We start from the raw sequence: 24,667 nt of genomic DNA on the forward strand, positions 1-24,667 counted from the left end.
CTCGGCACACACGCCATCGGCCAGTGCGGTGCGGTGCGCCTCGGGGGCCTCGCGCATCAGCGCGTGCACGCGCGCGATGCTCGCCGGTTCGCTCAACGTCCGCTTGATCTGGCTCTGTGCCTGCATACCGGGCACAGTAGCGAGCGATTACGCGTTTGTTCAGCCCCAAATGTGGGTAATGGGCAGACCTAGCCCGACTTCCGCTATTCGACGCTGAATTCTTCCAATTTCGCCTTGTTGCGGTGCGGTAACTTGCTGTTTATTATCTATTATTGTAGCGCGCCGAACGGTCATTTGCGCTTGTAGTGCCAACCTTTGAAGGTCGATACTCAGAAAAACAGATAGGTACGCTCGCCCATAGCTCCGAATAGCCGAATTCGGGTTACGTCTCCTCGACGTAATCTCACTGAGGAACGGGAGCGGCCCGGTGCGACCCGCGACATGGTGCGCCTGTCCGTGGGCCTGGAGCACATCGATGACATACTGGCCGATATCGACAAGGCGCTGGTGGCAGCGGGGTCGTGAGTGCAAGTGGCGTGACCGAGCACGGAGGCAGGCGTCCGGACGCGGGCTCCGGCGCGCCGCCTGATCCCAAGCTCCCGCCCGGCCGAGCGCGAGCACGCCCCTGTGCTGGCGCTTGGTTGCTCTGTCCCTGAAGCCGGCCCCGGATTGCACTGGCGGGGTGGGTCAGTACAATCCACCAAATTTCTCTCAGATAAATCCCACGCGAGAGGGTGGGCGCGTGATCAGAATCGAACGTGTCTCCAAGGCCTTCGGTGGCCTGCAAGCGGTGCGCGACGTCTCCCTGGAGGTTGCACCCGGCAGCATCACGGGTCTGATCGGTCCCAACGGAGCCGGCAAGAGCACGCTGTTCAACATCGTCGCCGGGCTGCTCCGTCCTGACCGCGGTCGTATCTACCTCGACGGCAAGGACATCACCGGACGCCGGCCCTATGAGCTGTTTCACCTGGGGCTGGTGCGCACCTTCCAGATCCCGCACGAGCTGGCGCGCATGACTGTCCGTGAAAACCTCATGGTAGTCCCGCCGGGGCAAGCGGGCGAGAATCTGCTGCAGAGCTGGTTCCTTTGGCGGCGGGTGCGCAGGCAGGAGCGCGACATCCGGGAGAAGGTGGACGACGTTCTGGATTTTCTCTCCATTGACCACCTCGCAGACGAGCGTGCGGCCAACCTCTCCGGCGGCCAGAAAAAGCTCCTGGACCTCGGGCGGACCATGATGACGGATGCCCGTGCGGTGCTGCTCGACGAGCCTGGCGCCGGCGTCAACCGGACGCTGCTCGCTCATATCTCCGAGGCGATTCAGCGGCTCAATCGGGAGCGCGGGTATACGTTCTGTCTGATCGAGCATGACATGGATCTGATCGCCAGGCTCTGTGATCCGGTATACGTCATGACTAACGGCGCGCTGATTGCCTCGGGCCCCATGTCGGAAATCCGCGCGAACGAAGAGGTCCGCGAGGCTTACTTCGGGGGTGGCGGAGCCAGGATGGGTCAGGCGCAATGAGGCTGCTGGAAGCGAACAACATCCATGGCGGCTACGGCGGGGCCGACATTCTCCATGGCGCCAGTATCCGGGTCGACAACGACGAAATCGTCGTCATCGTCGGTGCCAACGGTGCAGGCAAGTCGACGCTGATGAAGGCGGTCTTCGGCCTGTTGCACGTCCGGGAGGGGGAGGTCCTGTACCAGGGCAAGCCCATCACCAACACGCGCCCCGAGCAGATGGTCAGTCGCGGGATCGCCTACGTTCCCCAGGAGTACAACATCTTCCCGTCGCTCACCGTGCAGGAAAACCTGGAGATGGGTGCCTACGCGCTGCGCGGCAACATCCGGCCGCGCCTGGAGAAGGTGTTCTCCGTGTTTCCACGCCTGCGCGAGCGTCGTCGGCAGGAAGCGGGACTCATGTCCGGCGGCGAACGGCAGATGGTCGCCATTGGGCGAGCGCTCATGATCGATCCGAAACTGCTCATGCTCGACGAGCCCACGGCAGGGTTGTCCCCGAAACTCATCGACGAGACCTTCGAGCGCATCCGGGGGATCCGAAACCTCGGCATAGGTGTGGTCATGGTGGAGCAGAACGCCAAACAGGCGCTTGCCATCGCCGACCGCGGCTACGTGCTCGCCACGGGGGCCAACCGGTTCGAGGACACCGGTGCGAACCTGCTGGCGAATCGTGAGGTGGCCGAGATGTTTCTGGGGGGCTGACCGGCGTGTATATCCTCGTCGAGCTCCTGCAGCTGAGCATCTACGGCATCGTGCTCGGCAGCATCCTGACGCTGGGCGCCATCGGTGTGTCCATGATCTTCGGGATTCTGCGCTTCGCCCATTTCGCCCACGGCGACCTGATCACTGTCGGCGCCTACACCGGGCTGGGCTTCCTGATGATGACCAACGCGCCCTTCTGGTTCGCGTTGCCCGCGGGCATGGCCGGCGCGGCCATCATCGCCGTGCTTATCGACCAGACGGTCTACAAGCGCATTCGCCGGAGACAGCCGGTGATCCTGTTGATCTCCTCGTTCGGCATCGGCCTGATTCTCCGCAGCTTCGTGCAGATCATCTGGGGACCACACGTGTTCAGTTTCCCGGGCGGCATCCAGCGACCGTGGCTGGTGTGGGAACTGGCGATCATCCCCAACCATGTCTGGATTTTCCTGGCGGCGCTGATCATCGTCACGCTGCTGCACTTGTTTCTCACGCGCACGCGCGTCGGTAAGGCCATGCGCGCCATGTCCGATAACATGGATCTCGCCCTGATCACGGGAATTCCGGCCGAGAGGATCATCATGATCACGTGGCTGCTCGGCGGCGCCCTGGCCGCCGGCGCCGGGGTGCTCCTGGGACTGGATTCACGGCTGACACCCACCATGGGCTGGAACATTCTTCTGCCCGTGTTCGCCGCGGCCATCGTCGGCGGCATCGGGCGACCCTACGGCGCCATCGCCGGGGGCATGCTCATCGGGCTCGCCATGGAGATCTCGACTCTGTTTCTGGAGCCGTCCTACAAACCGGCGGTGGCCTTTCTCATCATGGTGGCGGTACTCATCGCCCGCCCGCACGGCATATTCAAGGGGGCGTGGTAATGGAACTCTCCGGCATTGCGGCGTACCTGGTCTCGTTTTTCACCTTCGTGGGCATCTACGGCATTCTCGCCCTGGGCCTCAATATGCAATGGGGCTTCACCGGGCAGTTCAATATCGGTATCGCTGGCTTCTTTGCCGTTGGCGCCTATACCAGTGCCATCCTGACCACGCCGGAAAGCCCGTGGCATCTGGGCGGATTCGGCCAGCCATTTCTGGTCGGCGTACTGGGAGCGGTGATCGTCTCGGCGCTGGTGGGCCTTCTCATCGGCTGGATTACCGCACGGCTGCGCACAGACTATCTGGCCATCGCCACGATCGGCATCGCCGAGACCCTGCGGCTCATCATCGCAAACGAGAGCTGGCTGACCAACGGCGTGCGCGGCATGTCCGGTATCGATCGGCCTTTCAGTGATTTCTTTCAGGCCCTCGGCCTGAGTTCCGCCATGGGGTCGCTGATCGTGGTCGCCGCCTTTCTTGCCGGTGTCTATTTCCTGGTGGAGCGAGCGCGGCAATCCCCCTGGGGGCGCGTCCTGCGGGCCATTCGCGAGAACGAGCCGGCGACGGAAGCCGCCGGCAAGAACATCGGTCGCTTCCGCCTGGAAGCGTTCGTGGTGGGATCGGCGATCATGGGGCTGGGCGGGGCCCTGTACGCCCACTACTTCGGGTTCCTGAGCCCCGAGGCGTTCCTGCCGCTCTACGGGACCTTCCTGGTCTGGGTCATGCTCATCGCCGGAGGCAGCGGCAACAACCTGGGCGCCCTGGTCGGTGCCGTGGTGATCTGGACCATCTGGTCGGGTAGCGAGTTTGTGATGAGCGCCAGCCTGCCGGAAGGCTACGGCGGCTATGCCGGGCCGCTGCGCGTCATCCTCATTGGCGTGTTGCTGCAGGTGATCCTGATCGCGCGACCGGAAGGGTTGCTGCCGGAGCGAGCGCCGCAGGCCATTGCCACGACCAGGCGGGAGAGGGCTCGACAGCAGTGATGGCTCCGCCCCAGGCCGCGGGGCCGAAGCCATCAGGAACCGATACGGGACTATTCTTCCGGTGCGAACACCCGCACGTCGCGGATCTCGCCGTCCTCGATGTGCCAGTGCGCAAAGGTGCCGGGCACGTCGCCATGCTCGTCCAGGTCGACGCTGCCGGAGGCGCCTTCATAGTTGATCTCCTCGCCGTTTGCGAGTAGCTCCAGGGCCTTCTCCCACTCACCGGGATAGACTTCCTCGCCGGGCGGATTGGCGACGGAGCGGAGGTTGTCGCGGATGGCATCCCGATCCAGGCTGCCGGCTTGCTGCGCGGCAAGCGCGATCAGGTACACGGCATCGTAGGCGGTATCCATGAACGGCTGGGGCGGCACCTCGCCGTATGCCTCGGCGTACGCTGCACGGAAATGCTGGGCACCAGGCAGATCCTCCATCGCCTGCGGGGAGGAACCGATGGTGCCATTCAAGAATTCCGGCCCGATCGCATCGATAAGATCCGGCGCCCGCAGTCCATCCGTGAACACGAAGTTCTCGAACATGCCGCCTTCCACGGCCTGTCGCAGAATCGTACGGCCATTCTCGGGGTAGCCGATCAGTACCAGGCCTTGCGTGTCTCCACGGCTGACCCGCCGTAGCTCGCCACGATAGGAGGCCTGCCCCGGCTCGTAGGCTGCCATCTGGCTCACCGTGCCACCGCGCTCGGTAAACGCCGCCTCGAACGCCTCGGCCAGCCCAACGCCGTAGTCGTTGTTGATGTAGAGAACCGAAAGGCTCTCGTAGTCCGCCTCGCGGGCGATCTCCGCAAGCGCAATGCCCTGGAAGGCGTCCGACGGCACGGTGCGGAACAGGTAATCGTCGTCGTCCAGGGTCGTAATGACCGGGGAGGTGGATGCGCCGCTGATCTGCGGCACGCCCTCCTGCCGGCTCACGCTCTGGGCGACCGGAATGGTGACACCGCTGGAGAGGGCGCCGACGAATGCGTGGACACCGGCCACGGTGGCAAGCCGCTGCGCGGCATCCACCCCGGCCTGCGGGCTCGTCTGGGTATCGCCAGTAGAGACCTCGATCGGCTCACCTAGCACGCCACCGGCGGCATTGATCTCATCGACCGCGAGCTGGATGCCGTTCCGGGTCGTCTCGCCATAGGCCTGCAGATCTCCGGTGAGGGGGACCAGGGCACCCAGGCGCAGATTATCTGCCATCGCCTGAGACGTAATACCCAGCGACAGCGCCATTCCCAACCCGATTGTCCGAGCGATGTGGTTCATGCGTCTTCTCCTCAAGTTGGTGCGAACTGACTGACCGTCTCAGTAATAGTGTGTCAGGTCTCGGTGTCGTTGTGCGGCCTGTCGGCAAGGTGCGTCATCCAATGAGAATACTGCCGCACCTGGGGTGCTGCAAACCAGCGACACCCCCGGTTTTCTGTGCCGGGCAGTGCTGGCACACGACAGCCGTCGCAAACAGGCTCCCTCGCTCAAGCCGACAGAGAGAAAGGCCCCACCGTGGCCGAGACGCGCAGTCCCATGCTTGGTTAAAGGGTCCAGCTGGCTCGTTTTATCCTCTTTGACGGGTGCTCGCATACCGGCGAAGAAATGGCCTCGCCCCTCGCGCGCCGCTTCATTGTGCCACCTGTTTGCTGCGCGACAGCGCGTCGGCGACCCGGCGCGAAGACTCTTTGCTAGCACCGCCCGCGCCCCTCATCCACTCGCTACAGCGCTGATCACAAAGAGGTTGTTCCCTGTGACGCGTGCCCTTTTTTAAGCACCAATGCGCGCCCCGCTGCGCCGCCACCGCGGCGCCGGGCGTCGTGCTCGCCACACCGCCAGTACCGCGCGGGTGCGACTCCACCCACCGCCGCTGCGCCGCGCGCTCGTTGGCCCGATAGTCGGCATCCTCGCAGCGCTTACGCCGCTGCCAGCGGCGCTTGCGCGCCCGCTGGCAGCTCGCCTCGGAGCAGTAGCTCGGGGTGGGATCTTGCGCCCGCGGCCGAAACACCCCGCCGCAGCATTGGCACTGACGCGCTTGCATCATCACGGCCACCGATCATCATCGCGGAGATCATCGGCAGTGTGCTGTAGCGGCTCGCACTGCGGCGGCCAGCACCGGGTAAAACAGGAGGGGCAGTTGCGTTAGCGCCGATCGCACCGAAGGCCGTGGTGGGTCCGATTTGTTGGCTAACGGTGGGTCAATCTAGGTTAGCGTTGAAGCAGAGCCATGTGTCGACACCGATGAGAAGAGACTGCCAGCCGCCGAAACGAACCGCCTCTCAAGGATTGCGAGACTGCCTGATCCACCATGATCCAGGGGGAGGGCACTGGATAGGGGTTCAGAAACCCGGTGCCGCAAACTGGTTTACTCGAACGGCTGTGCCGGTACACCAGCCGACGAGCAATCACGGCAAACCGCCTGGACTCACTTGGAACGGCAACGTCCGCGACCAGCTTAATGACGCCTTACCGCGACGCCACGAGCCACGTCATCTTCAAACCCCTCGACTTCATCGCCCGCCTGGCAGCCCTGGTGCCCAAACCCCGTGTCAACCTGACCCGCTTCCATGGAGTATTCGCGCCCACCAGCTAACAGCGATCGCGCGTCACACTGGCCAAGCGGGACAGGGGGTCAGCCGGGCACCAGGGCGGATCCGCAGGAGCCGACACCAGCCGAACCCTCGCGCCGCACTGACTTGGGCGCAAGGTCTGAGGCGGGTTTTGGGTATCGACATCGAGACTTGCCGAATTTGCGGCGGGGCGGTGCGGATAATCGCGTTTATCGAGGATCCCGCGGTGATCGAGAAGATTCTCACCGACCTCAATGCGAACGCTGCCGAGCCAGAGGCCCAAGGCGATCGCCATGTCGGGCACGCCCCAGCACGGAGTGTTCAACGGACCGGAGTCTCCAACGATTCCTTAAACCGGGCCGCGCGACGCCAGCGGCGCGGCAACGCTGGCGACTGGCCTCATTGCCGGCGTGTGGAGACAAGCGCACCCGCGACCCCGCTACCGAAGTGGAATTTGGTGCCGGAACGCTGATCTGAGGCACTTCGGCGGCGGACAAGAAGGGCGGGTTATCCTTCCTAGACACTCCTATACTCAAGAAGGCACAGCTTGGCGGCCAATCGCGTTCTGCGCGAATCGTCCAAGGCTGCACTTGCTGCCGCCGCACTACTGAACACGTGCACTGCGACGGTCTCCGACTGGCAATTCTGCCCTGAATTCGATAGGGCCTGGTCTGCGTCTGGAGAGGAACTCAATGAACAAGCACAAGAACCTTCTGTCAGTGCTCGCATTGCCGCTGCTCGCATTGCTGACCGCGTGCTTTGGGTCATCGAGCAACGATGGCGGCATCGAAGGCATTGCTGAATCCCTGCATGGGGTGGCGGCCGTCGGTGAGCCTGTGGCCGGCGCAACCGTGAGCCTGCGCTGCAATGGCGGTGACTTTGGAACCTCGACCAATACGACAGGGCTGTGGAGCGTTGACGTGCCGGAGGAAGCCCTGCCTTGCATCATACGGGCGTCCGGTGGAGTGCCCGATGTAACCCTCTATAGCTTCGCCGGCAGCGGCGGTCGAACCAACATTACGCCGTTCACGACGCTGGTCGTGGCGCGCGCCGCTGTGGTTAATTCCGGCGTCACCAATGTGGATGATCTGTTTCACTCCGATGCGCCGAGGCCTACCGGCTTGGCCGCCGCCGTGCAGAACGCCAACGAGGAGTTCCTCACTGACCTGATCGGCGCAGGCTACAGGCTGCCCGCCGGGTTTGACGTGTTTTCCCATGAGTTCGAGGCCGTTTCGGGCGATCCTCACGACGGGCTGTTGGAACGCTTCGCCGAGGCCTTGGCCCGCGAATCGGTGGGCTTCGAGGATTTCGTGCTTGCGTATATCGGCAACGCGCCCTTGCCGGCGGCCCCCGAAGATCCGGGCGAAGGCCCAGGAGTGCCGGCAACCTGTGAACCAGGGGGAGAGGCTACCCTTGTGGCCCAAGTGGACGGGGAGGAGTTCTGTGCCGTAACCGTGTTTCCAGCCGAAATCGATCTTGCTCCCGTGAACGCCTACGCATTCGGCGGTCTCGAGGCGAACGGCGCCCACCTCGGACTCATCGTCCCGCTCGAGGTGGGTGAGGTCGAACTGGCGGATCCACCCTTCGAGTTCATCGGAGTAGGCGGCTGGTACGTCGCTTCACCGACCGCCCAGGAGTCGTTCCTGAGTCATGACATCGGGCAGATCACCGTAACGGACGTCTCGGCCACTCGAGTGGCGGGAACATTCGAATTCGTCGGTGTCGGTTACCACCAGGAGACCGCCGAGCCGACAGGCAATGAGGTCACCGTAATCAGCGGTGTATTTGGCGTGCCTCTAACGACCGTCGAGCGCGATGAGCCCAACGGCACGACCGTCGAGCGCGATGAGCCCAACGGCGGATCACCTGCGCAGGGTCTCAGCCCCGGCACCTTCCGCGCAGAGATCACCGGCGCGGTGACTACCGTCCTCGAAGGCGTGGCCTCGTTCGGCTCCTCAGAGGAAGAGGGTGGATTCGGCCTAACCCTGGGCGCGCTCGGCCCCGACGGTATTAGCCTCAACCGCGGCGAGGCGGGACGGCCATCTCCCGGAAGCTATCCCGTCGTGGGCTTTCAGTCAGTCTTGCTCGAATCCGCCGGGTTCTGGGGCGTGGTGTTCCTCACCGAAGGGGGCGGATTCTTCTTCAGCGAAAGCGGCACGCTCACGATTACCGGCTCCTCGGAGAACGAACTCGCGGGGGAGTTGGCTTTCTCGGCAGCGGGAGGCCTGGACGGGATGGAAACGGTCACGGTGGAAGCCTCCTTTCGGGCGCAGTGACCGCCTCTTCGGCAGCCTGTCGGTAGCGCTCGCGCGACGGACGCTGTGAGGAGGCTAACCGCGGCCGGCGCACGCAATAGGACGGAGCGAAGAAAGGAATGCGGTCGATTCTCGGAACTCGCTCTCACCGATCCGGAACGACCTGGGCCGGGAGTTCTTCCTTCCCCAAAAAAAAGTGAGCGTCTCCCCTCTGGGGGTCGTCATCATCACGAAGGTGGGCTCGCCGCCATTACGCGCGAAGACGCTCCCGTAGAACATCGCGTCCCCATCCCAATGGGCGCTCCCGGTCCGAAGTTGTTGAACGACTGCCGGAACGGCGGTAGCGTCTTACCCGACGCGCGATCTTTCCTTTGTACGGTTTTTGTCCTTGCATCATTGCTTGTACGGAGCTTCGGAGGGTCACGCCGAGCTGATTCTGGTCTTCCTGATAAATTCGTCGGGTTGACGGCACTGGAAACCAAAGTGGAGAAGTCCATGAAAAAGTCAACGGGCACAGGGCTTTCTTTGGCGATGGCCCTCGGGATGGCATTGGGCATTGGCGCCTCACAGGTGGCTCACGCCGTACCGATCGTTTACGGCTTTGATATTGACTTTGACGAAGGCCCCCTGATTGGCAATGCATTTTCTGGCACATTCTCCATTGACGGGGACGCCTTCACCAGGGTGGGTACCGAAACCTTTACGCCGGATGGTTCAGAAAACGGTGAGCTGCTGAGCTTCGACATCACGATTGCGGGGGATGCGTTCACCATGGAGGATGATGGCGACTTTCCAGAGTATCCGGCTGTGATATTTTCCCATGGCCTCTTCGAAGGCATGGATTATCTCGCAGGGAACGGCAGTTTGCCCGACAGTATCGGCCGCGACGTGCTTTCTACAGACATTGCAGGGAACGGCAGTTTGCTCGACATTCTCGGTCTCAACGTGCTTTATACAGACAGTGCAGGTGACGATAGCTTTGGAGACGTCACGAATGTCGATGTGATCGCCGAGGTGCCCAATCCGGCGACGTTGGCCCTGCTCGGGTCCGGCCTGTTGGGCCTTATTGGCGTCGTCTATCGCCGGCGCACAAGTAACGGGTAGCTCGCACGGGTGACGCGTCGTCCCCATTCGGGAATTTGCGGGTCTGCCCATTGCTCGCCAAGTTCCGGCGTACAAGGCTGCGTTGGTGGGAGCGCGCGTTCGAGGCGTTCAGGCACGCCGTCCCCGCCGGCACCGGGCAGCTCAACGACTGCTTACGCGACGGGTGACGGTGCGCTTGGTCGTAAACGTCTGGCACGAGACCTCCCGGGCTGCCGCCGGGGCAAGCTGCACCGTTGGGGCGATAGCCCGCTGAAGCCGCCGCCGCAAGACCCCCGGGCTTACTGCAACATCACGCGTGTCTGGTACCACTGGTAGAGCACAGGCAAAACGACGGGTATGGATAATGGTTGCCTGGAGGCATGCCTTGTCCGGTTGGCGTCCAGCAGCGCTCGCTGCCTTTGTGGTTGCACTGCTGCTGGCTGGCCTCGCCGGCTACCACTGGCAGCAGCCCGGCGTGGCGCCCGATGACATGGACGCTGCGGCCACCCCACCGGCGGATTTGGATGCTCTCGCCAGGGCATTCCCGGCACTGGCAAACGCCCCGCTCAGGCCATTCCCGCGGTCCCCGCGTTTGGGGGATACGGGGCGGGTTGGCGGTTTCCCCGATGGACTCCAGCGGTGGCGCGCACAGGCATCGCCTCGGTGATGAAGGCAATGATCGGCCTCTCGGCCCCGCACTGCGGGCCCGTCAGGGGAGACGCCTCGTCGATGCGCGCGAGCAGCCTGACCCAGAGGTAGCGGGCGGGGGACCGCCGGATCGTCTCGGGCGGAGTCTCCGCTGCTGTCTCCACCGCCGGATTCGATGCCGGTGCCGGGACCACGGCCTCGGGCGCCAGGGCGGTGAGCGCTGGGCGTTGGGGCGAGTTCGGGGCGAGCACGCCGTCGTACCAATGGCGATGTTGTCTGGGCGGCGGGGCCAGTGCGGCGGATGCGGCCGATCAACTCCAGCGGCGAGCGGATGCTCTGGGTGCGCCCCTCCCGACCCGGTTTGGGGAGGTGGTCGATCAGGTCTGCGCGTCGATGCGCCCACGGCGCACGAATGCCCGCAAGAGGCGACTCCCCTTCCCGCGGCTGGTACCTTCCGGAGGGCAGCGATATGGAGCACCATGGTACACAGCCGGACCTGCTCGTGGAGCAGCGCCCGGACGACGAAGTCACTGACCGGGACGTGCAGATGCAGCGGGCGGTGGATGAAATCATGGAGCGCCTGGGTGACCCGGAGCAGGCCCGCCGCCCAACCCCTCCACAAGGAGTAAGCCTATGAGGAAACAGCCCATCAGCCGGTTCCCCGTGGTGAACGTGGACGACCTTCCCGAGGACATCCGCGGGCACGTCCTGGCGCTGCAGGAGAAAACCGGCTTCGTGCCCAACGTGTTCCTAGCGCAGGCCCACCGGCCGGACCAATGCCGGGCCTTCATGGCCTACCACGATGCGCTCATGGAGTCGGACAGCGGTCTAACCAAGGCGGAGCGGGAGATGATCGTGGTGGCCACATCTGCCGCCAATCAGTGCCTTTACTGCGTGGTGTCCCACGGCGCCATCCTGCGCATTCGCGCCAAAGACCCGCTGCTCGCGGACCAGGTGGCCATCAACCACCGCAAGGCGGACATCACACCGCGCCAGCGGGCCATGCTGGATTACGCCATGAAAGTCGCCCTGCATTCCGCAGAGATCGAGGAAGCCGATTTCCGGGCCCTGCGCGAGCACGGTTTCAGCGATGACGACATCTGGGACATCGGCGCCGTGGCCGCGTTCTTCGCCATGAGCAACCGCCTGGCCAACATGGCCTCCATGCAACCCAACTTGGAGTTCTACAGCATGGGGCGTTGAAAAGTCCCGCTGTGCCACGCAGGAACGGGTGAGGAACAGCGTCACTGCGAGACGCGCAGCAAGGCGGCAGTCTCCGGGCCCGGAGATTGCCTAAGGCCTGCGGCCTCGCAATGCCGGGGCCTCATGGATGTTCCCACTCCGCCAGAATATCCAGCACATGCGGGATGGCCGGAGGGCGTTCCTCGTCCGAAGACGAGCGTACCAGCATGCCGCGATGCGACGCCGGCACCAGGGTCGGAGGCGGGGCGTCTGCCAGGCTCAGGGACGATACCGGCACCACGCCATCCCCCACTCCTTCGCCCAATTTCCGCCACCAGTGCTCAAACTGCCGGGGCATCTCTTGCGTACCCAGTTCCGCGGCGATCCCGCCCACGGCATCCAGCAGGTCCGGGTCGGGCTCGCCGAGCATGCCGCCGATCAGCCTCAGGGGTATCCCCTCCGGCCAGGGCCGCTCATTGAGTTTGGTCAGGAACTGGCTGCCGGGGCGCAGATCGATCTTGGCCGCACCGGTCCCGCTGCGCAGGGGCGCGAACGGGCTGAAGTCCTCTTCCTGGGTTTGGGCGACGAGCTCCCGCAGGCCCAGCCAGACCCGCAGGCGTGCCAGCTCGGAGCCGTGATTGGGCGTGCCCAGGAGAATGGTCCCGCGCACCGGCGGGCCTTCCACTGCGGGCTCCCCCTCCACCGGATGGCGCACCCGGGAGACGAAATCCCGGATCACCAGCCCACCCATGCTGTGGCCCACCAGCACCACCGGTTGTTCCCCGGGCAGTTCGGCCCAGCGCTCGGCCAGCAGGTCCACGCTGCGATCAATTGCGTGGTCGTTGGGATAGCGGAACTCCCATGGCTCCATGCCTTCCTCCCGGAGGGCGGGTGCCATGTCGTCCCAAATGTCGCCGGGTTCATCCAGGCCGTGGATCAGGATCACGTCCGGATGACGGTCACCACGGCCCTCCCCGCCGCGCGGGATGAACCCCAGACGGTGGTCCGGCAGACGCATCTGCTCCGGAAACTGCTCCTGGAGCAGCTCATGCAACTGAACGCGCAGCTCCCGCTCCTGGCTCGGGTGCTCCTCTGCCCACCAGGTCCAGACAGTGACGCTCAGCAACCAGATGATCACCGGGGCAACCAAGGCGATCCAGAGCCAGCGCCGACGCCACCATGACTTCTTCATCAATTTCCCCCAAAATGCGCTTTACACCTGCGCACCGCGTCGCTCGTACGCCTTCCCTGCAAAGATCCATAACCGAGGCCGAAGTTCCTCCCCAGATGCCCAGCGAATTCCAACCCAAGGCCCTGATAGGCCAGCGGGTCTGGGGAGCAGCGTGTTTGGAAATCTTCCCATGTCATGCACTGCGTATGTAATGACATCGCGCTTATTCGTCGCTGTGTAAGTTTCCATGTATGTCGAAACTGTCCCCAACCGCAACTCCCGCCCCGCGATCCTGTTGCGCGGGGGCTGGCTCGAGGGCGGCAAAGCCTGTTGGCGCACCGCTCGGCCCGGTGGTCGGCGGCGCTGGGCAGGCCTGGCGCTATGCCCGCACGATGGCCCCGATCTGATATGACAGGCCACTGGCAGTGGCGCTGCTTGAGGGGACATCCTAATAGGATGCGTATGCCGGGCAGGAGCGGGGACCCATCGCTTGGTGGGCGAGGAGACGGTCTGTGCGGAACCGTTCGCGGCGGTGAGTTTCCCCCTGGCCAATCTGGGGGGTTGATGTGGGTGGCCTGGTTCATGACCGGCATCAGTCTGATAAACCAATTGCAGAGCACGCCCATGCCCATGGCGGCCACTCAGCGCTGGAGACCGTGGTGCTAATAGACGACCTACTTCTCGGCGAGCTCCGCAATCATGGTCAGCAGGCCATCCGGGGCGAGCCCCCGCCCTGCGTCAGTGAGAACCACAGCAGCCAAGCGAAGCATAACCCGCCCAGGATAATGCCGGCATAGGGCCGCAAGCAGTTTTTCAATGCAGTCAGCCATGATATCAGCCGCGTCCGGGCACCACGGTCATCACGAAACCACACGCCGCGCCGGCTGCCTTGGCCAAGCGCCGACTGTCCCCACTATGAGGAGTAGGTGGGTATGAGTTTGAGGATGCCGGCTGCCGCCACACCGCGCCGGTTCGCAAGGAGCGGCTGTACGAGTCCGGTACCAGGCAGTTTACCCGCGTGATCACCCTGGAACGCGGCCGCGTGGCCCGCGTCGGGCGCGGGCGGCGCCGGTAGCGCAGCGGAGGCGTTCATTCGGCTATCAGTGGGATCGAGGTGAACCGCCAGGTTCGATTTCCGTCCTCGCCCCGTTCCGTCCAGAACACCTGCGCGGCCTCCGCCGTCGCGGTGAGCAGCGGGAAGCCGGGGCGGCGTTTCGACTCCCCCAGCGCCCTGGGCGTACCCCAACGCCCGTCCTGGTATCGCGCCACGTGCACGGTCCGATCCGCCGAGCCGTGATCCCAGGCAGCGAGCAGCCCGCCATCCGCAGTGGCGACCAGGTCGACGGCGCGGGCGCTCGGGTGTCCGAGCCGCTCGGGCTCAGACCACGCCCCCTGATCGTGCCGCTTCAGGTGGTGGACGCCCATGTGATTGTCCGCGCCCGTCCACACCAGCGCGTGGAGGGCGTTGTCGGTGCTGACCGCAAGCCCCCCGCCCACGTGGGGGCAACCGTCGACGTCCCAGTCGAAGCGGCCCACACGCTCGCGCCCGCTGCAGCCGTGGGCGCCATTGGCGGTGGAGGCGACGGCCATGTCCCTGGGATCAATGTCGCGGTAGAGCAGCACCGCCTCACCATCCAGGTGCGCGAGGCTGTTCCAGCAGCACTCGCAGGTGGCTGGCTGGGCGGTGCTCACCGCCGACCAGGAGCGGCCGGTGTCATTAGTAAACGCGTGGTGCACGCCCTGCTGGCCCGCGCGGCTGTCCAGCCAGGCCAGGTGGAAGCGGCCGTCCGGCGCCCGCGACAGGGCAAAGAAGCCGTGACTCTCCGTGTCGTCACCTTGCACCGGCGTCGCCGCCGGCTCCCAGTGGGCGCCACCGTCGTCCGAGCGGGCCATGACCATGGGACCGCTGCCGGCGAAGCCGCCGCCGGTGGTCTGCCAGACCACCAGCAGGCGTTCGCCGTCGGCGGCGATGCGCAGGTCGTTGCTACGGTGGACGCGGTAGACCGAGCGCGGGGCGCCCGGGTTGTACACGGCGCTGTTGGCGTCTGCGGAATCCACCACGCCGGTGTTGGCCGCGTAGGTGCGATCGCCCAGGTTGCGGCCATCCAGAAAGACCCGCCAGCCTTCTGGGCTCCGGTAGCCCGCGCCCACACCCCAGATCACGAAGCTGTCGGCGTCTTCATTGTTGGCGAAGTCCACCGGGTAGCCGCTGGTCCCCTCGATCACCGGACCCGCGTAGGCGCCGTTGGCATGGCGGGCGCGCAGATCCACCCGCGCGCTGGCGATCAGGGTGGTGGCGTCGGTGACGGCGTAGTGGTTGTCCGCAAACAGTTCCACGGTGCTCGCCCACGAGCGCTCGCGGCTGTCGTCGTCGCGGTCCTCCGACCGCTGCCCCCCATCACCGCCAGGGTGCCCCAGGTGAAGCGGTTGGCGCCGCTCTCGATCACGTGGCGGGCGCTAACACCTGCGTCCTGGCGGCTGGACTCCAGGTCGAAGACGGGCGTGGGGTGCTCCATGCGCAGGTCCTGCACGAAGGCGCCCAGGTCCAGGCGACCGGCCTCCCGGAACAGGCGCTGGTAATGGGCGGTGACGCGTCCGAGCCGCAGGTCCCTGGCGGCGCTGGCATTCTCGAACTGCGCATTGGCCTGGCGGCGGTCGCCGCGGAGCTGGTCCCGGGTCAGGGAACCGGGCAGTTCCACCTGGTGGTCCTGGGCTTCCACGTGCAGCCGCGTCTGGCTGCGATCGTCGTGCTGGAACCCCACGTTGCCGTAGCCGCGGAGCGCCTGCTGGCGGCTGTCGTCACGAAAACCATCCTGCCAGGAGCCGGTGACCGTACCCACCGCATTCGTGCGCTCGCCCAGGGTTGCGTCTGCAGGCGCTGGTAGCCGAAGCTGCCGGTCTCCGCCCGCAGGGTGAGCGGATCGCTGCCGTAGCCCGTGGGCGAGACCATGTTGATGGCGCCGCCGAGGGTTGCCGCGCCGTACCCCATGGCGTTGGCGCCCCGGTAGACGGCGATGTGGTCGACGGTGAGCGGGTCCATGAGCTGGTTGCGCGTGTTGCCGTCCGCTTCGGTGACGGGTAGACCGTCGCGCAGCAACCGGATACCGCGGTTGTTGAAGGTCTGCGTGGGCCCGGAGCCGCGGATGGACAGGCGCGTTTCGTCCTGACCGAAGCGGCTGCGCGCGTATACGCCCGGCGTGGTGCCGAAGGCGTCTTCCAGGTTCGCAGTGCGACCCTCGCGCACCGTGTCGAGATCCACCAGCGAGACTCCACCGGGGACGCGCTCCAGCTCAGCCGCCGTCTCCTCGGCTATGGGAAGCGTACTCGCCGGCAACCGGCTGGTGACGGTCAACGGATCGAGACGAACGGCATCCCCACCGTGCGCTTGCACCGGACAGCATCACGGCAAGCATGCCCACGACCCCAAAGGGCCCGGGTTGCTGCAAGGCCATGCCTGATCTCCAGTGTTCCTTGGGCACTATTGGTACACTTCAGCCGCAGTGCCGCTGACATATGGGTTGGTCAGCTGAGCCGTGCGCCGGGGCCCAAGTAGTTTCGGGTCTCGGGTCTCGGGTCTTGTTATCCGTTGCGCCCTCGAGCGCTGCCCGAATCAGTTGATCCGGGAGCCCCGGCAAGGCTGTGGCTCTCCTGGATGGACTAAAGCAAAGTCCCCTGCAGGAAAAGCCAGCCGCCAGCGGTTGTCAGCGCAACCGACAGGCCGTAGTCCAGCCAGTGGCCCGCGGGCAGGGTCTTCTCCAGCAGGACATAGAGCGCCAGTCCGGTGATCCAGACAAGGTTCATGACACCACCGAAGAAGAGCAGCAGCATCAACACCCAGCAGCAACCCAGGCAATAGGCACCGTGGCGCAGTCCCAGCAGCCAGGCTCCGCTGGTGCCCGGCCGCCAATGGGTTGCCAGGTACAGGGCCGGCATTCGGCAGTGCCGCAGGCAAGCCTTCTTCAGGGGGGTGAGTTGATAGAGCCCGGCGGCGAGCAGGATGCCTGCGCCAAGCAGCTGGCTGGTCACTACCATGCCCGGCGCCAGCAGGCCGACATCGTTGATGGCCCAGTGCAGCACCGTCGCCGCGAGGCTGAAACCCGCCCAGCACATGAGGTAGCTCGCCGTGAACAGCGTGGTCGATACAATGGGGCCGGCACTCGCGCGACGCTGTCGGTTGACCGTGGCGAACAACAGGATCATGGGGATGGCGCTTGGCAGCATCATCGCGATCATCATGACCCACCACATGAAGAACATGATGACGGCGTAGCCCGGCGACCACAGTACCGGCTCCATGGCCATGCCGGCCATTGGCCTGTCCACATAGATGAGCTGCGTCATCTCGAATGCCGACATGCCCATGCCGGCGCCAGCGAGGAGATAGCCCCAGCTCGCCATGATCACCCCGACCAGCAACGAGAGCGCGATTGCGCGCTCCCGGCGCAGCAGCCTTTCCACGGAGTTGCCGGCAGGCGTCATTGCGGCCTCCGGTGGGCTGGTTCGTCCTCCAATGCGGGATGCGCCGGGGCATGCGCTGTGTGCCGCGCCATGGAACATGCGCCGTAGGTGGCGACACAGAATGGCACCACGTAGGTCAGCACCAACTTGAACACGTTCAGCTCGCCATCTGCGAGCAGGCGGTCGCCCTGATTGATCGCGGTCAACACCGTGCCGATAACCAGGGCGACCACCAGCGAGCGTCGCAGGCAGGCCGGTGCCAGCGCCTGGCGCAGTGCCACAAACCCATGCCTGTTAGCCATGGATGACACCTTGCGGCGTCCAGGCGACCCGCGCGAGATGGGCATGGCCCTGCGTCCATTCGAGCGGAATGAGCGCCTCCTGGGTCGTGACCGTGGAGCTGGCGTATTCGGCCTCGTGGTACTCGAAGCCGTGGGGCAGCGTCACACGGGCGCGGTGCGGGGCACCGGTCACCGGGTTGCGGATCGGTTCACCGGTTCCCTGAACAATGCCTGGTACGGAGATCCGACCGGTCCTTTCGTCGATGTCCGCTTCGACTTCGATCGGCCGCACAATCGGCTCGTAGTACGTATCGATGGTGTTGCTGAACACGTTGAAGATCGTCGCCCCGGGCTCGGTCTCCTCGCCCCTGAACAACGCGATGACGGCGCGACGCTGCGCCTCCGTGGTCGCCGCGTCAACGATTAGATGAGCCTCGCCGCGTCCTTCATGGATGGCGCCCGGCCAGGCAAACAGGCCGACGAAGGTCACACCGTCCAGTGGCGTGGTATCCCAGTAACCCTTCTCAATGTGAAACCCCACCGCAGCCCGGCAGTGACCGTGGGTTGGCCGGGCATTGAACTGGCATGGGCAGCTGAAGTCGCAGTTGCACGTCGTGAAGTCCTGCGCTTCAATTCTCCAATCGATGTTGGGCATGTCTGCCTCCCAGAGTCGTTTGTTGCAACGGTGATGTTGAGCCGCTCCTGCAGAGCGGGGTGCCTGCATGACCGATTCCCGGCATGCAGGAAAATCCTTGCAACACCTGACGGCGTAAACAACTCAAAAAACTGTAGTAGATGGCTTGTTGGTGCCCGCCTGGCAGGGATCCGACGCATCCACGACGGCGTTGCTTGCGCGAGACCGGATCGGCGTCTTTCGAAATGTCCCAGGTCTCCCTTGACTTGCCTCGCCAGGCATGTGCTGCAAAACTCTTTTGGAGGTGGGATCGGTGCAACATGTCAGCAGGCATTCTGCATGAAGGGGTATGGTCAGTTCTGCCCGCTCGCCCTGGCGTTAGAGATCGTAGGGGAACGCTGGACGCCGCTCGTCCTGCGCGAGCTGATCCTGGGCGCGCGCCGCTTCAACGCGATTCATCGCGGTGTGCCGCGCATGTCGCCCTCTTTGTTGTCGACCAGGCTGCGGACGCTGGAGAAGGCCGGCATCATCGAGCGCCAGCGTACCGGAGGGCATACTGAGTACGTGCTGACCGAGTCCGGGATGCGGCTGGCGCCAACCATCGAAAGCCTGGCGGTATGGAGTAAGCGCTGGCTGCCGGCGACGCTCAGCGAAGACAGGGCCGATCCCGACCTTGTGATGTGGGACATGCACCGGCGGATGCATCTCGACAGAATGCCGAACAGGCGGACCGTGATTCAGTTCGAGTTCACCGACCAGCCAGCGCTCAAGAAACTGCGTTGGATCGTCGGCGACAACGCTGGTGTGGAGCTGTGCATCACCGTCCCTGGTTTCGAGGTTGATCTGTTCGTCATCACCAACAGCCGGATTATGACTTGGGTGTGGTACGGCGATATCCCTCTAAACCGGGCAATCCGCGACGGCTCGATCAAACTGCACGGCCCAGGCCGACTCTGCGAGGCGTTTCCCTCCTGGTTGCAGCTGAATCTGCTGGCGGATATTCCGCGACAGCGGCCTGCTGTGTGATCGACAGCCCTTGGCGATTGCGCGGATTTCCCCGTACATGACGCTAAACCCTATGATGCCCATTCGCCTGAAAAGCAACTTTCTGGTTGCAGAATAAGTCCATGGTTTCGGATCCAGACAAGGTTTTCAAGGCGCTTGCGGATCGCCGTCGCCGTCACCTCCCGGATCGCCTGCATGGGGAGAACGGCCAGACGCTGGGCGAGCGATGCAGGCAGGCGGATATTTCACGCCAGGCGATCACCAAACACCTGGCGCAACTCAAGGGCGCCAACCTGGTGGTGACGATCTGGCGCGAGCGGGAGAAGCTGCCCTACCTCAACCCCGTACCCGTTCAGGAAACCTATCAGCGCTGGATCGGTAAGTTCGAGGGCTACGGCCCGATAACCGGACTCGGGTGGTTCGCCCCATTGTGGATTTCGCGTCGTCGAGTGGCAGGGCTAGTTCGGTTTTCCCTGATAGCGCAACCACCACATGGCTTATTACAGTGCGAATCAGGACAAACGCGTGACATGCGGCTGCGCAGGTGATCACGACGTGGTGTAACAGCAGACGTGCACTCGGCGCACTGGTCGTCGGCTTATTCTTCGCGGTAACCGCATGCATGCCGTTACAGGCAGTTGAACTGGATGAGTTGTTCGGGCCCTACCAGGAAATCCTGACTGACCACCGGGTGGAGAAGGACCTGGAGGGCAACGGTCTGGTTACCGCCTTTCGGTATCGCGAGGCCGTGGACGACCAGGACGCCATGAGGCGCCTGCAAACCCAGCGCGGGCCATGCGCACACCCCGGCCCATGCATATCGATGGCGATACGCGGCGCCTGTCGCAACTGTTCGAATGGTACGAGGATGACTGCCTCGAGGAAGCGGACGACCCGCGCGCCTGGATTGGGCAATTTGTCTCCGCGGACACCCGCGAGGCCATGGCGTAGACGTCGCGGATTCGCTTGACCGACTACGACTGGACCCTGAATGCACCGGAATACTTCCCGAAGTTCGACTGAGCGGCAGAATGCGACCGAGGCCTGCGCGCCGGCAAGCGGTGCGGCGGGCCCGTCGACCCCGACGGCGGAGGCGCTGTCATGGCCGACACGGCTGCTGCTCACCCTGGTGCCGTTGCTGGTTCTCGGTGGCCTGGCCGGCTGGCTGTGGCAGGCCGGCCTGCTTGAAGGCGAGGCACTGCACCAGTGGGCGGCGGAGCTTGGCTGGCTGGGGCCCGTCGCATTGATGGCGACCATGGTCCTTGCTGTCATAATCGGGCCGATACCAACCGTGCCCATTACCGTGAGTGCCGGCATGCTGTACGGCCCAATGCTGGGCGTCGTCTACGCCATGGCCGGTGCCCTGGTTGGCGCCTGGGCCAGCTTCTGGATTGCCCGTTTGTTGGGGCGCCCCGTGGTCGAGCGGCTGGTCGGCGGGCATATCAACTTCTGTCGGGAATGCAGCGATCGCACCCTGTTCTGGGTGGTTTTCGGCGCCAGGCTGGTGCCGGTGGTGTCCTTCGCTCTGGTCAGCTACGGTGCGGGGCTTACCGCCATGGGGCAGGGTGCATTTTTGCTGGCCACGGGGCTGGGCATGATTCCGATGACCGCCCTCTACGTCGCCGCCGGAACCAATCTGACGGCGGGGCATGTCTGGTACGCCGTGGCGGGCGTCGTCGTGCTGGCCGCGCTGCTCGTTCTGCCCCGCTGGCTCGAGACCCGGCGGATCGGGGTTGCCGCGCATGATCAGGCGCGACAGCCGGGGAAAGCACCGGAGTGATTCCGGTTTTCTGCTCGCCCCCGGGCTCGGAAAGCGGACCCGGTGCCGGTTGCGGCCCCACCGGCTTGCCCCTGACGTGGTGCAAGCGCGGTGGCCGTGCCGTCGCCCCGGATACGGAGGAGGCATGATGGACAAGGAGCAACGGCAACAACTCCAGGCACCGTTGAAAGATCGCTATCGCGCGCAACCGCAGGCGGCTCGGTTGACCCTCGCAGCGGAGTCGCGGGCCGGTGAGGGCGTGACCTGCAGTCTCGACACCGCCCGCGGCAAGCTGACCACGGGGCTCCACCCCGGGCGCCGGTGGCGACGACATGGCAGTGTGCTCTGGCGATATGCTGCTGGAGGCGCTGTCGGCCTGTGCCGGGGTGACCCTGAAGGCCGTGGCCACGGGCACTGGAACTGCGGTTACGGGATGCCACCGTGCGCGCCGAGGGGGACGTGGACTTCCGCGGCACACTCGGTGTCGCCAAAGAAGGCGCAGGCGACCAACGATGGCCTCGATCCGCTCCGCGCTGCCCAGCGTGACCTTCAAGCCCCGCCGCAGTCGGTCCGGATCAACGTCCGGTCGGTCCAGAAGGCGCAGGCAGGAGTGTACCCAGGTCAGCATGGCGGTGGCTGGTCGATCCCGTGGGCTATGGATGCAGCCATCTCGCCGATTGCCGATTGCCGATTGCCGATTGACAGGAGACGCGAGCCAGTTCGCTGAGATGGCGTCTGGCTTCCTCGCGCGCCTGCGTCTCTTCGGTGATGTCCCGGGAGAAGCCCGCGATGATCTCCCGCTCGCCGTCATGCAGGCGTTGCATCGTCACCGAGACCGGAAACGGCGTGCCGTCATATCGGATCATCCGGCATTCGGGCTGCATGCGACGTTCGCGCCGAAATGTCTCCACCTGACGCAGGAACATGTCCACGTCGAGGTCGGCGTCCACGTCCAGGCGCAACCGTGCTCGATGCTCTCGCAGCCTCTTCTGCCGAGGGCGGACGCGAAGGGCTGGTTGGCATAATGAATGCACCCGTTGCTGGCTGATCCCGAGGAGATGTACAGGGGCGTGATGGAGCAGGAACCGGGTCCGCGCCAGCTCCCGCTGCCGCTCCGCATCGCGAAGGAAAGCTGCGGCCGCTGCGGGCCTTCCACCAGGCTGGTGTCGACGCTGAGGCGGGCCAGCGCCAGCACGCTGTGACGCCCATCGATGGTCAACTCCCGCGCGCTGATTGTGACGGGCAGGAACTGCCCATCGCGGGTGCGGCAGGTCAGGTGTTCGTCCGTCGCACAGCCATGGTCCCGCACACGCACGACAAATCAGCCGAACGCGCCCATCTCGAAGGGATGCAGATCACTCACCTTCATGTCGATTAGATTGCGGCTGTTGTAGCCCAGGGCGGCCGCGGCCGACGCGTTGGCACGAGGAATCCGGCCGTCCTCGGCGTCGAACAGGAACCCGGCTTCGGCCTCGGCGCCAGGGCGGTGAGCGCTGGGCGTAGGGGCGAGTTCGGGGCGAGCACGCCGTCGTACCGATGGCGATGCGGCCTGGGCGGCGGGAGCAGTGCGGCGGATGCGGCCGCTCAATTACAGCGGCGAGCGGATGATCGGGGTGCGCCCATCCCGACCCGGTTTGAGGCGGTGGTCGATCAGGTCTGCGCGTCGATGCGCCCACGGCGCACGAATGCCCGCAAGAGGCGACGGCGCACCTGCGTTTGCACCTCCCGCAAGGTGTCCGCATCGCGTGCCTCCGCTGCGATGAACCGGACACCCTGCTGCGAGTCGGGCTCGAAGACGCCGTCGATGACGACGGCAGAGAAGTGGGTGTGCGCGTTCAGTGAGGCACCGAACCGGTGGATGCAGGCCACCGCCCCGGTTCATGCCGTTGGAGCGGCCCCGGGGCTGTAAACACGCCGGTGTTGCGCGAGCTCATTGCAGGACCATGCGCAAGGTGCCGTTGAGGGCTTCGCGGTCGTGCTGGAGTGGATAGCGTAGCCGCTTGGGTACGGAGAGCACCCACGGGCGTACCGGCACGCGGGGCAGGAGGTGAGCGGCCCGATGCGCCGCCGTCTCGGCCATGCGCCGCGGGTTGCACGCGGGGCAGTCACGCCGGCCATTGCAGGAGAAGGCGATCACACAATCATCGCCGCAGTCGCCACAGCGGGCGCGGGCAAATACTACATTTACACTCTTTGATGTTTGCAGTTCTGTCCTCGAACCCTATTATATTTGCATGCGCAACAAACAGGAAAGCGTTATGAAAATTGCGGTTTTTGGTGGTTCAGGTCAGACAGGTTTACAGGTGCTGCGGGCTGCGCTTGACAAAGGCTATGAGGTAAACGCTCTGGTTCGTAACCCAGATAAAGTAGATCCGGATCTGTGTCGCGATCATGCCAGTAAGCTGCACCTGGTGAAGGGGGATTTGTTGAATGATGTTGACGTTGCCAAAGCACTGGAGGGTTGCGAGGGGTTTATCTTCGCGGCAGGTCCAGTCAAAGGTGGTCATCCGGACTTGCCGAATCGGGCGGCCAGAGTCGTCTTGAGTGCAGCCAAAGAGGCAGGCGTGAAACGCTTCGTTTGGCTTCTGGGTGCCGCTGTAATAGACGAGCGCGATGCTCCCGATTTTAGCCGAAAAATCATTCGCACGATCATGAAGTTGACCGCCCGTAATGTGCTCGAATCGAGCGAAAGAGCCTATCAGCAATTGGTTAGATCCGGTATGGACTACACTGTTGTGCGGCCTCCCGTATTGGTTAATACGCCTGCCAAAGGCACTCTGAAAGGTTCCTACCAACCCCCGAAACCCAGTGGGATCAGTCGGGAAGATCTGGGGCGTTATATGGTCGATGCCTTGACAGATTCACAGTTGAAATGTCATAGCCCTATGCTGAGCTATTCCTGAAAAGATCAAATTTATGGGGGTCTATAGACGCAGAAAAACCGCGATAACGCCTTTGGCTATCACCTCCGGCTACTCAACCGATTGGCGCACAAACATTTCAGTAAGGGATAGGAAATGAAGCCGCCTTCACCGCAATATCCCTACGCCCCAGAGTATCGTCAAGTTTCAACGGAAGCCCCTCGTGAACAGCGCAGGCCGCCCGGGCGGGCGAAATCGGCCTGCGGGGGGTGTCGGAGACGGGTTTTCCGGTTGGCCGAGGGCGTGTTTTCCGGATAGCGGCAATGGCGGGGTCAGGAGCCGCTTGGCGGGGCGCTTGACCAGGACACCCGCTGGTCGTGCTTGTACTCCGGTGCAGATTGGGCGTAGGGATCGCCGTAAGCGCTCCACCAACCGCACCTGGCTGGCGGGCTCGGTAGCCGGTAGGCTCTGTTCCCGGTTCCACGGTAGCAGTGCGATGACACCATCCTCGCACTCGGCCGCCGGCAGATTCTTTAACACGTCGAGTAGGTAATGATAGAGCTCGAGGCCGTTCGCCTTGGCCGTTTATGCCGTCCGCCAAACTATGCCGAACGGTTCTGCAGACAGGCCTCCTTTGCGCCCTTTTTCGGCGAGTTAGGCGAGCGTAGCCTCGGGCTCCATTCGGCATAGCCTTGTGC

General features: G+C 64.4%; 27 protein-coding genes and 3 pseudogenes. 15 read left to right on the forward strand and 15 right to left on the reverse strand.

Annotated features, from left to right (window positions below; translation table 11 throughout):
- Positions 1–375 precede the first annotated feature (375 nt).
- From QZT63_RS14425 to QZT63_RS14445, 5 genes are all read left to right on the forward strand, one after another.
- Complete coding sequence (locus QZT63_RS14425; protein WP_290652215.1) at positions 376–525, forward strand: PLP-dependent transferase; 150 nt, start codon at positions 376–378, stop codon at positions 523–525.
- A 217-nt stretch (positions 526–742) separates the two neighbouring features.
- Positions 743–1,522, forward strand: a complete 780-nt coding sequence (locus QZT63_RS14430; RefSeq protein WP_290652191.1) for an ABC transporter ATP-binding protein — start codon at positions 743–745, stop codon at positions 1,520–1,522.
- A complete protein-coding gene (locus tag QZT63_RS14435) occupies positions 1,519–2,223 on the forward strand; it encodes an ABC transporter ATP-binding protein (RefSeq protein ID WP_290652192.1) in 705 nt (234 codons plus the stop codon). The genes QZT63_RS14430 and QZT63_RS14435 overlap by 4 nt, the downstream gene beginning before the upstream one ends.
- Positions 2,224–2,228: 5 nt before the next feature.
- On the forward strand, positions 2,229–3,098 hold the full coding sequence (locus QZT63_RS14440; protein WP_290652193.1) for a branched-chain amino acid ABC transporter permease: 870 nt from the start codon (positions 2,229–2,231) through the stop codon (positions 3,096–3,098).
- Positions 3,098–4,078 carry a branched-chain amino acid ABC transporter permease gene (locus QZT63_RS14445; protein WP_290652194.1) on the forward strand — a complete coding sequence of 327 codons (981 nt, stop codon included), beginning with the start codon at positions 3,098–3,100 and terminating at the stop codon, positions 4,076–4,078. Before QZT63_RS14440 ends, QZT63_RS14445 begins: the two co-directional genes overlap by 1 nt.
- 50 nt (positions 4,079–4,128) lie before the next feature.
- On the opposite strand, the gene QZT63_RS14450 is transcribed toward QZT63_RS14445, so the two are convergent.
- On the reverse strand, positions 4,129–5,343 hold the full coding sequence (locus tag QZT63_RS14450; RefSeq protein WP_290652195.1) for an ABC transporter substrate-binding protein: 1,215 nt from the start codon (positions 5,341–5,343) through the stop codon (positions 4,129–4,131).
- A gap of 1,087 nt (positions 5,344–6,430) precedes the next feature.
- On the opposite strand from QZT63_RS14450, the pseudogene QZT63_RS14455 reads away from it, so the two are divergent.
- The 3 genes and pseudogenes from QZT63_RS14455 to QZT63_RS14465 all read left to right on the forward strand — a co-directional run.
- Positions 6,431–6,876: pseudogene (locus QZT63_RS14455) on the forward strand (transposase); the annotation flags it as partial.
- A 448-nt stretch (positions 6,877–7,324) separates the two neighbouring features.
- On the forward strand, positions 7,325–8,908 hold the full coding sequence (locus QZT63_RS14460; protein WP_290652196.1) for a hypothetical protein: 1,584 nt from the start codon (positions 7,325–7,327) through the stop codon (positions 8,906–8,908).
- Between the two features lie 474 nt (positions 8,909–9,382).
- Positions 9,383–9,991 carry a PEP-CTERM sorting domain-containing protein gene (locus QZT63_RS14465; protein ID WP_290652197.1) on the forward strand — a complete coding sequence of 203 codons (609 nt, stop codon included), beginning with the start codon at positions 9,383–9,385 and terminating at the stop codon, positions 9,989–9,991.
- Positions 9,992–10,614: 623 nt separating this feature from the next.
- Here QZT63_RS14465 and QZT63_RS14470 read toward each other — a convergent pair.
- Positions 10,615–10,945 (reverse strand): annotated as a pseudogene (locus QZT63_RS14470) (IS91 family transposase); the annotation flags it as partial.
- A 142-nt stretch (positions 10,946–11,087) separates the two neighbouring features.
- On the opposite strand from QZT63_RS14470, the gene QZT63_RS14475 reads away from it, so the two are divergent.
- Positions 11,088–11,255, forward strand: coding sequence for a hypothetical protein (locus QZT63_RS14475; protein ID WP_290652217.1), 168 nt, complete (start codon positions 11,088–11,090; stop codon positions 11,253–11,255).
- Positions 11,252–11,821, forward strand: coding sequence for a peroxidase-related enzyme (locus QZT63_RS14480; protein WP_290652198.1), 570 nt, complete (start codon positions 11,252–11,254; stop codon positions 11,819–11,821). The genes QZT63_RS14475 and QZT63_RS14480 overlap by 4 nt, the downstream gene beginning before the upstream one ends.
- Positions 11,822–11,942: 121 nt before the next feature.
- Here the strand turns inward: QZT63_RS14480 and QZT63_RS14485 are convergent, their stop codons facing one another.
- The 8 genes from QZT63_RS14485 to QZT63_RS14520 all read right to left on the reverse strand — a co-directional run bounded on the left by QZT63_RS14485 (position 11,943) and on the right by QZT63_RS14520 (position 18,365).
- The gene (locus QZT63_RS14485; protein WP_290652199.1) at positions 11,943–12,992 is read right to left on the reverse strand and encodes an alpha/beta fold hydrolase; all 1,050 of its coding nucleotides are present in this window, start codon (positions 12,990–12,992) and stop codon (positions 11,943–11,945) included.
- 653 nt (positions 12,993–13,645) lie between these two features.
- Complete coding sequence (locus tag QZT63_RS14490; protein WP_290652200.1) at positions 13,646–13,801, reverse strand: hypothetical protein; 156 nt, start codon at positions 13,799–13,801, stop codon at positions 13,646–13,648.
- A gap of 259 nt (positions 13,802–14,060) precedes the next feature.
- The gene (locus QZT63_RS14495; protein WP_290652201.1) at positions 14,061–15,308 is read right to left on the reverse strand and encodes an exo-alpha-sialidase; all 1,248 of its coding nucleotides are present in this window, start codon (positions 15,306–15,308) and stop codon (positions 14,061–14,063) included.
- Positions 15,257–15,670, reverse strand: coding sequence for a hypothetical protein (locus QZT63_RS14500; RefSeq protein ID WP_290652202.1), 414 nt, complete (start codon positions 15,668–15,670; stop codon positions 15,257–15,259). Before QZT63_RS14500 ends, QZT63_RS14495 begins: the two co-directional genes overlap by 52 nt.
- The gene (locus tag QZT63_RS14505) at positions 15,649–16,362 is read right to left on the reverse strand and encodes a Plug domain-containing protein (protein ID WP_290652203.1); all 714 of its coding nucleotides are present in this window, start codon (positions 16,360–16,362) and stop codon (positions 15,649–15,651) included. The genes QZT63_RS14500 and QZT63_RS14505 overlap by 22 nt, the downstream gene beginning before the upstream one ends.
- A gap of 266 nt (positions 16,363–16,628) precedes the next feature.
- A complete protein-coding gene (locus tag QZT63_RS14510; RefSeq protein ID WP_290652204.1) occupies positions 16,629–17,450 on the reverse strand; it encodes a DUF2182 domain-containing protein in 822 nt (273 codons plus the stop codon).
- Positions 17,447–17,731, reverse strand: coding sequence for a nitrate/nitrite transporter NrtS (gene nrtS, locus QZT63_RS14515; protein ID WP_290652205.1), 285 nt, complete (start codon positions 17,729–17,731; stop codon positions 17,447–17,449). Before nrtS ends, QZT63_RS14510 begins: the two co-directional genes overlap by 4 nt.
- The gene (locus QZT63_RS14520; RefSeq protein WP_290652206.1) at positions 17,724–18,365 is read right to left on the reverse strand and encodes a DUF1326 domain-containing protein; all 642 of its coding nucleotides are present in this window, start codon (positions 18,363–18,365) and stop codon (positions 17,724–17,726) included. The genes nrtS and QZT63_RS14520 overlap by 8 nt, the downstream gene beginning before the upstream one ends.
- Positions 18,366–18,683: 318 nt before the next feature.
- Between QZT63_RS14520 and QZT63_RS14525 the strand changes: the two genes are divergently transcribed.
- The 4 genes from QZT63_RS14525 (at position 18,684) to QZT63_RS14540 (ending at position 21,129) form a co-directional block, all read left to right on the forward strand.
- Positions 18,684–19,370, forward strand: coding sequence for a helix-turn-helix domain-containing protein (locus tag QZT63_RS14525; protein WP_290652207.1), 687 nt, complete (start codon positions 18,684–18,686; stop codon positions 19,368–19,370).
- A 101-nt stretch (positions 19,371–19,471) separates the two neighbouring features.
- Positions 19,472–19,897, forward strand: coding sequence for a helix-turn-helix domain-containing protein (locus QZT63_RS14530; RefSeq protein ID WP_290652208.1), 426 nt, complete (start codon positions 19,472–19,474; stop codon positions 19,895–19,897).
- Between the two features lie 247 nt (positions 19,898–20,144).
- Entirely contained in the window at positions 20,145–20,300 is a 156-nt protein-coding gene (locus QZT63_RS14535) for a hypothetical protein (protein ID WP_290652209.1), read from the forward strand.
- A 40-nt stretch (positions 20,301–20,340) separates the two neighbouring features.
- Positions 20,341–21,129, forward strand: coding sequence for a TVP38/TMEM64 family protein (locus tag QZT63_RS14540; RefSeq protein WP_290652210.1), 789 nt, complete (start codon positions 20,341–20,343; stop codon positions 21,127–21,129).
- 632 nt (positions 21,130–21,761) lie between these two features.
- On the opposite strand, the gene QZT63_RS14545 is transcribed toward QZT63_RS14540, so the two are convergent.
- From QZT63_RS14545 to QZT63_RS14560, 4 genes are all read right to left on the reverse strand, one after another.
- A complete protein-coding gene (locus QZT63_RS14545; RefSeq protein ID WP_290652211.1) occupies positions 21,762–22,070 on the reverse strand; it encodes a PAS domain-containing protein in 309 nt (102 codons plus the stop codon).
- A 359-nt stretch (positions 22,071–22,429) separates the two neighbouring features.
- The gene (locus tag QZT63_RS14550; RefSeq protein WP_290652212.1) at positions 22,430–22,696 is read right to left on the reverse strand and encodes a hypothetical protein; all 267 of its coding nucleotides are present in this window, start codon (positions 22,694–22,696) and stop codon (positions 22,430–22,432) included.
- Positions 22,697–22,758: 62 nt separating this feature from the next.
- Entirely contained in the window at positions 22,759–22,977 is a 219-nt protein-coding gene (locus QZT63_RS14555; protein ID WP_290652213.1) for a transposase, read from the reverse strand.
- Between the two features lie 61 nt (positions 22,978–23,038).
- Complete coding sequence (locus QZT63_RS14560) at positions 23,039–23,314, reverse strand: transposase zinc-binding domain-containing protein (protein WP_290652216.1); 276 nt, start codon at positions 23,312–23,314, stop codon at positions 23,039–23,041.
- A 52-nt stretch (positions 23,315–23,366) separates the two neighbouring features.
- Here QZT63_RS14560 and QZT63_RS14565 point away from each other — a divergent pair, with 52 nt between their 5' ends.
- Entirely contained in the window at positions 23,367–24,011 is a 645-nt protein-coding gene (locus tag QZT63_RS14565; protein ID WP_290652214.1) for an NAD(P)H-binding protein, read from the forward strand.
- A gap of 435 nt (positions 24,012–24,446) precedes the next feature.
- On the opposite strand, the pseudogene QZT63_RS14570 reads toward QZT63_RS14565, so the two are convergent.
- Positions 24,447–24,554, reverse strand: a pseudogene (locus QZT63_RS14570) (transposase domain-containing protein); the annotation flags it as partial.
- Positions 24,555–24,667 lie beyond the last annotated feature (113 nt).

This window comes from Aquisalimonas sp., from assembly GCF_007120195.1.
Classification (GTDB): Bacteria; Pseudomonadota; Gammaproteobacteria; order Nitrococcales; family Aquisalimonadaceae; genus Aquisalimonas.

Bases quoted from the DNA above. Each gene is read 5' to 3' on its own strand.
- QZT63_RS14435 (WP_290652192.1), top strand. From the start codon at position 1,519: ATGAGGCTGCTGGAAGCGAACAACATCCATGGCGGCTACGGCGGGGCC.
- QZT63_RS14445 (WP_290652194.1), top strand. From the start codon at position 3,098: ATGGAACTCTCCGGCATTGCGGCGTACCTGGTCTCGTTTTTCACCTTC.
- QZT63_RS14450 (WP_290652195.1), bottom strand. From the start codon at position 5,343: ATGAACCACATCGCTCGGACAATCGGGTTGGGAATGGCGCTGTCGCTG.
- QZT63_RS14460 (WP_290652196.1), top strand. From the start codon at position 7,325: ATGAACAAGCACAAGAACCTTCTGTCAGTGCTCGCATTGCCGCTGCTC.
- QZT63_RS14465 (WP_290652197.1), top strand. From the start codon at position 9,383: ATGAAAAAGTCAACGGGCACAGGGCTTTCTTTGGCGATGGCCCTCGGG.
- QZT63_RS14475 (WP_290652217.1), top strand. From the start codon at position 11,088: ATGGAGCACCATGGTACACAGCCGGACCTGCTCGTGGAGCAGCGCCCG.
- QZT63_RS14480 (WP_290652198.1), top strand. From the start codon at position 11,252: ATGAGGAAACAGCCCATCAGCCGGTTCCCCGTGGTGAACGTGGACGAC.
- QZT63_RS14485 (WP_290652199.1), bottom strand. From the start codon at position 12,992: ATGAAGAAGTCATGGTGGCGTCGGCGCTGGCTCTGGATCGCCTTGGTT.
- QZT63_RS14490 (WP_290652200.1), bottom strand. From the start codon at position 13,801: ATGGCTGACTGCATTGAAAAACTGCTTGCGGCCCTATGCCGGCATTAT.
- QZT63_RS14510 (WP_290652204.1), bottom strand. From the start codon at position 17,450: ATGACGCCTGCCGGCAACTCCGTGGAAAGGCTGCTGCGCCGGGAGCGC.
- nrtS (WP_290652205.1), bottom strand. From the start codon at position 17,731: ATGGCTAACAGGCATGGGTTTGTGGCACTGCGCCAGGCGCTGGCACCG.
- QZT63_RS14520 (WP_290652206.1), bottom strand. From the start codon at position 18,365: ATGCCCAACATCGATTGGAGAATTGAAGCGCAGGACTTCACGACGTGC.
- QZT63_RS14525 (WP_290652207.1), top strand. From the start codon at position 18,684: ATGAAGGGGTATGGTCAGTTCTGCCCGCTCGCCCTGGCGTTAGAGATC.
- QZT63_RS14530 (WP_290652208.1), top strand. From the start codon at position 19,472: ATGGTTTCGGATCCAGACAAGGTTTTCAAGGCGCTTGCGGATCGCCGT.
- QZT63_RS14535 (WP_290652209.1), top strand. From the start codon at position 20,145: ATGCGCACACCCCGGCCCATGCATATCGATGGCGATACGCGGCGCCTG.
- QZT63_RS14540 (WP_290652210.1), top strand. From the start codon at position 20,341: ATGCACCGGAATACTTCCCGAAGTTCGACTGAGCGGCAGAATGCGACC.
- QZT63_RS14565 (WP_290652214.1), top strand. From the start codon at position 23,367: ATGAAAATTGCGGTTTTTGGTGGTTCAGGTCAGACAGGTTTACAGGTG.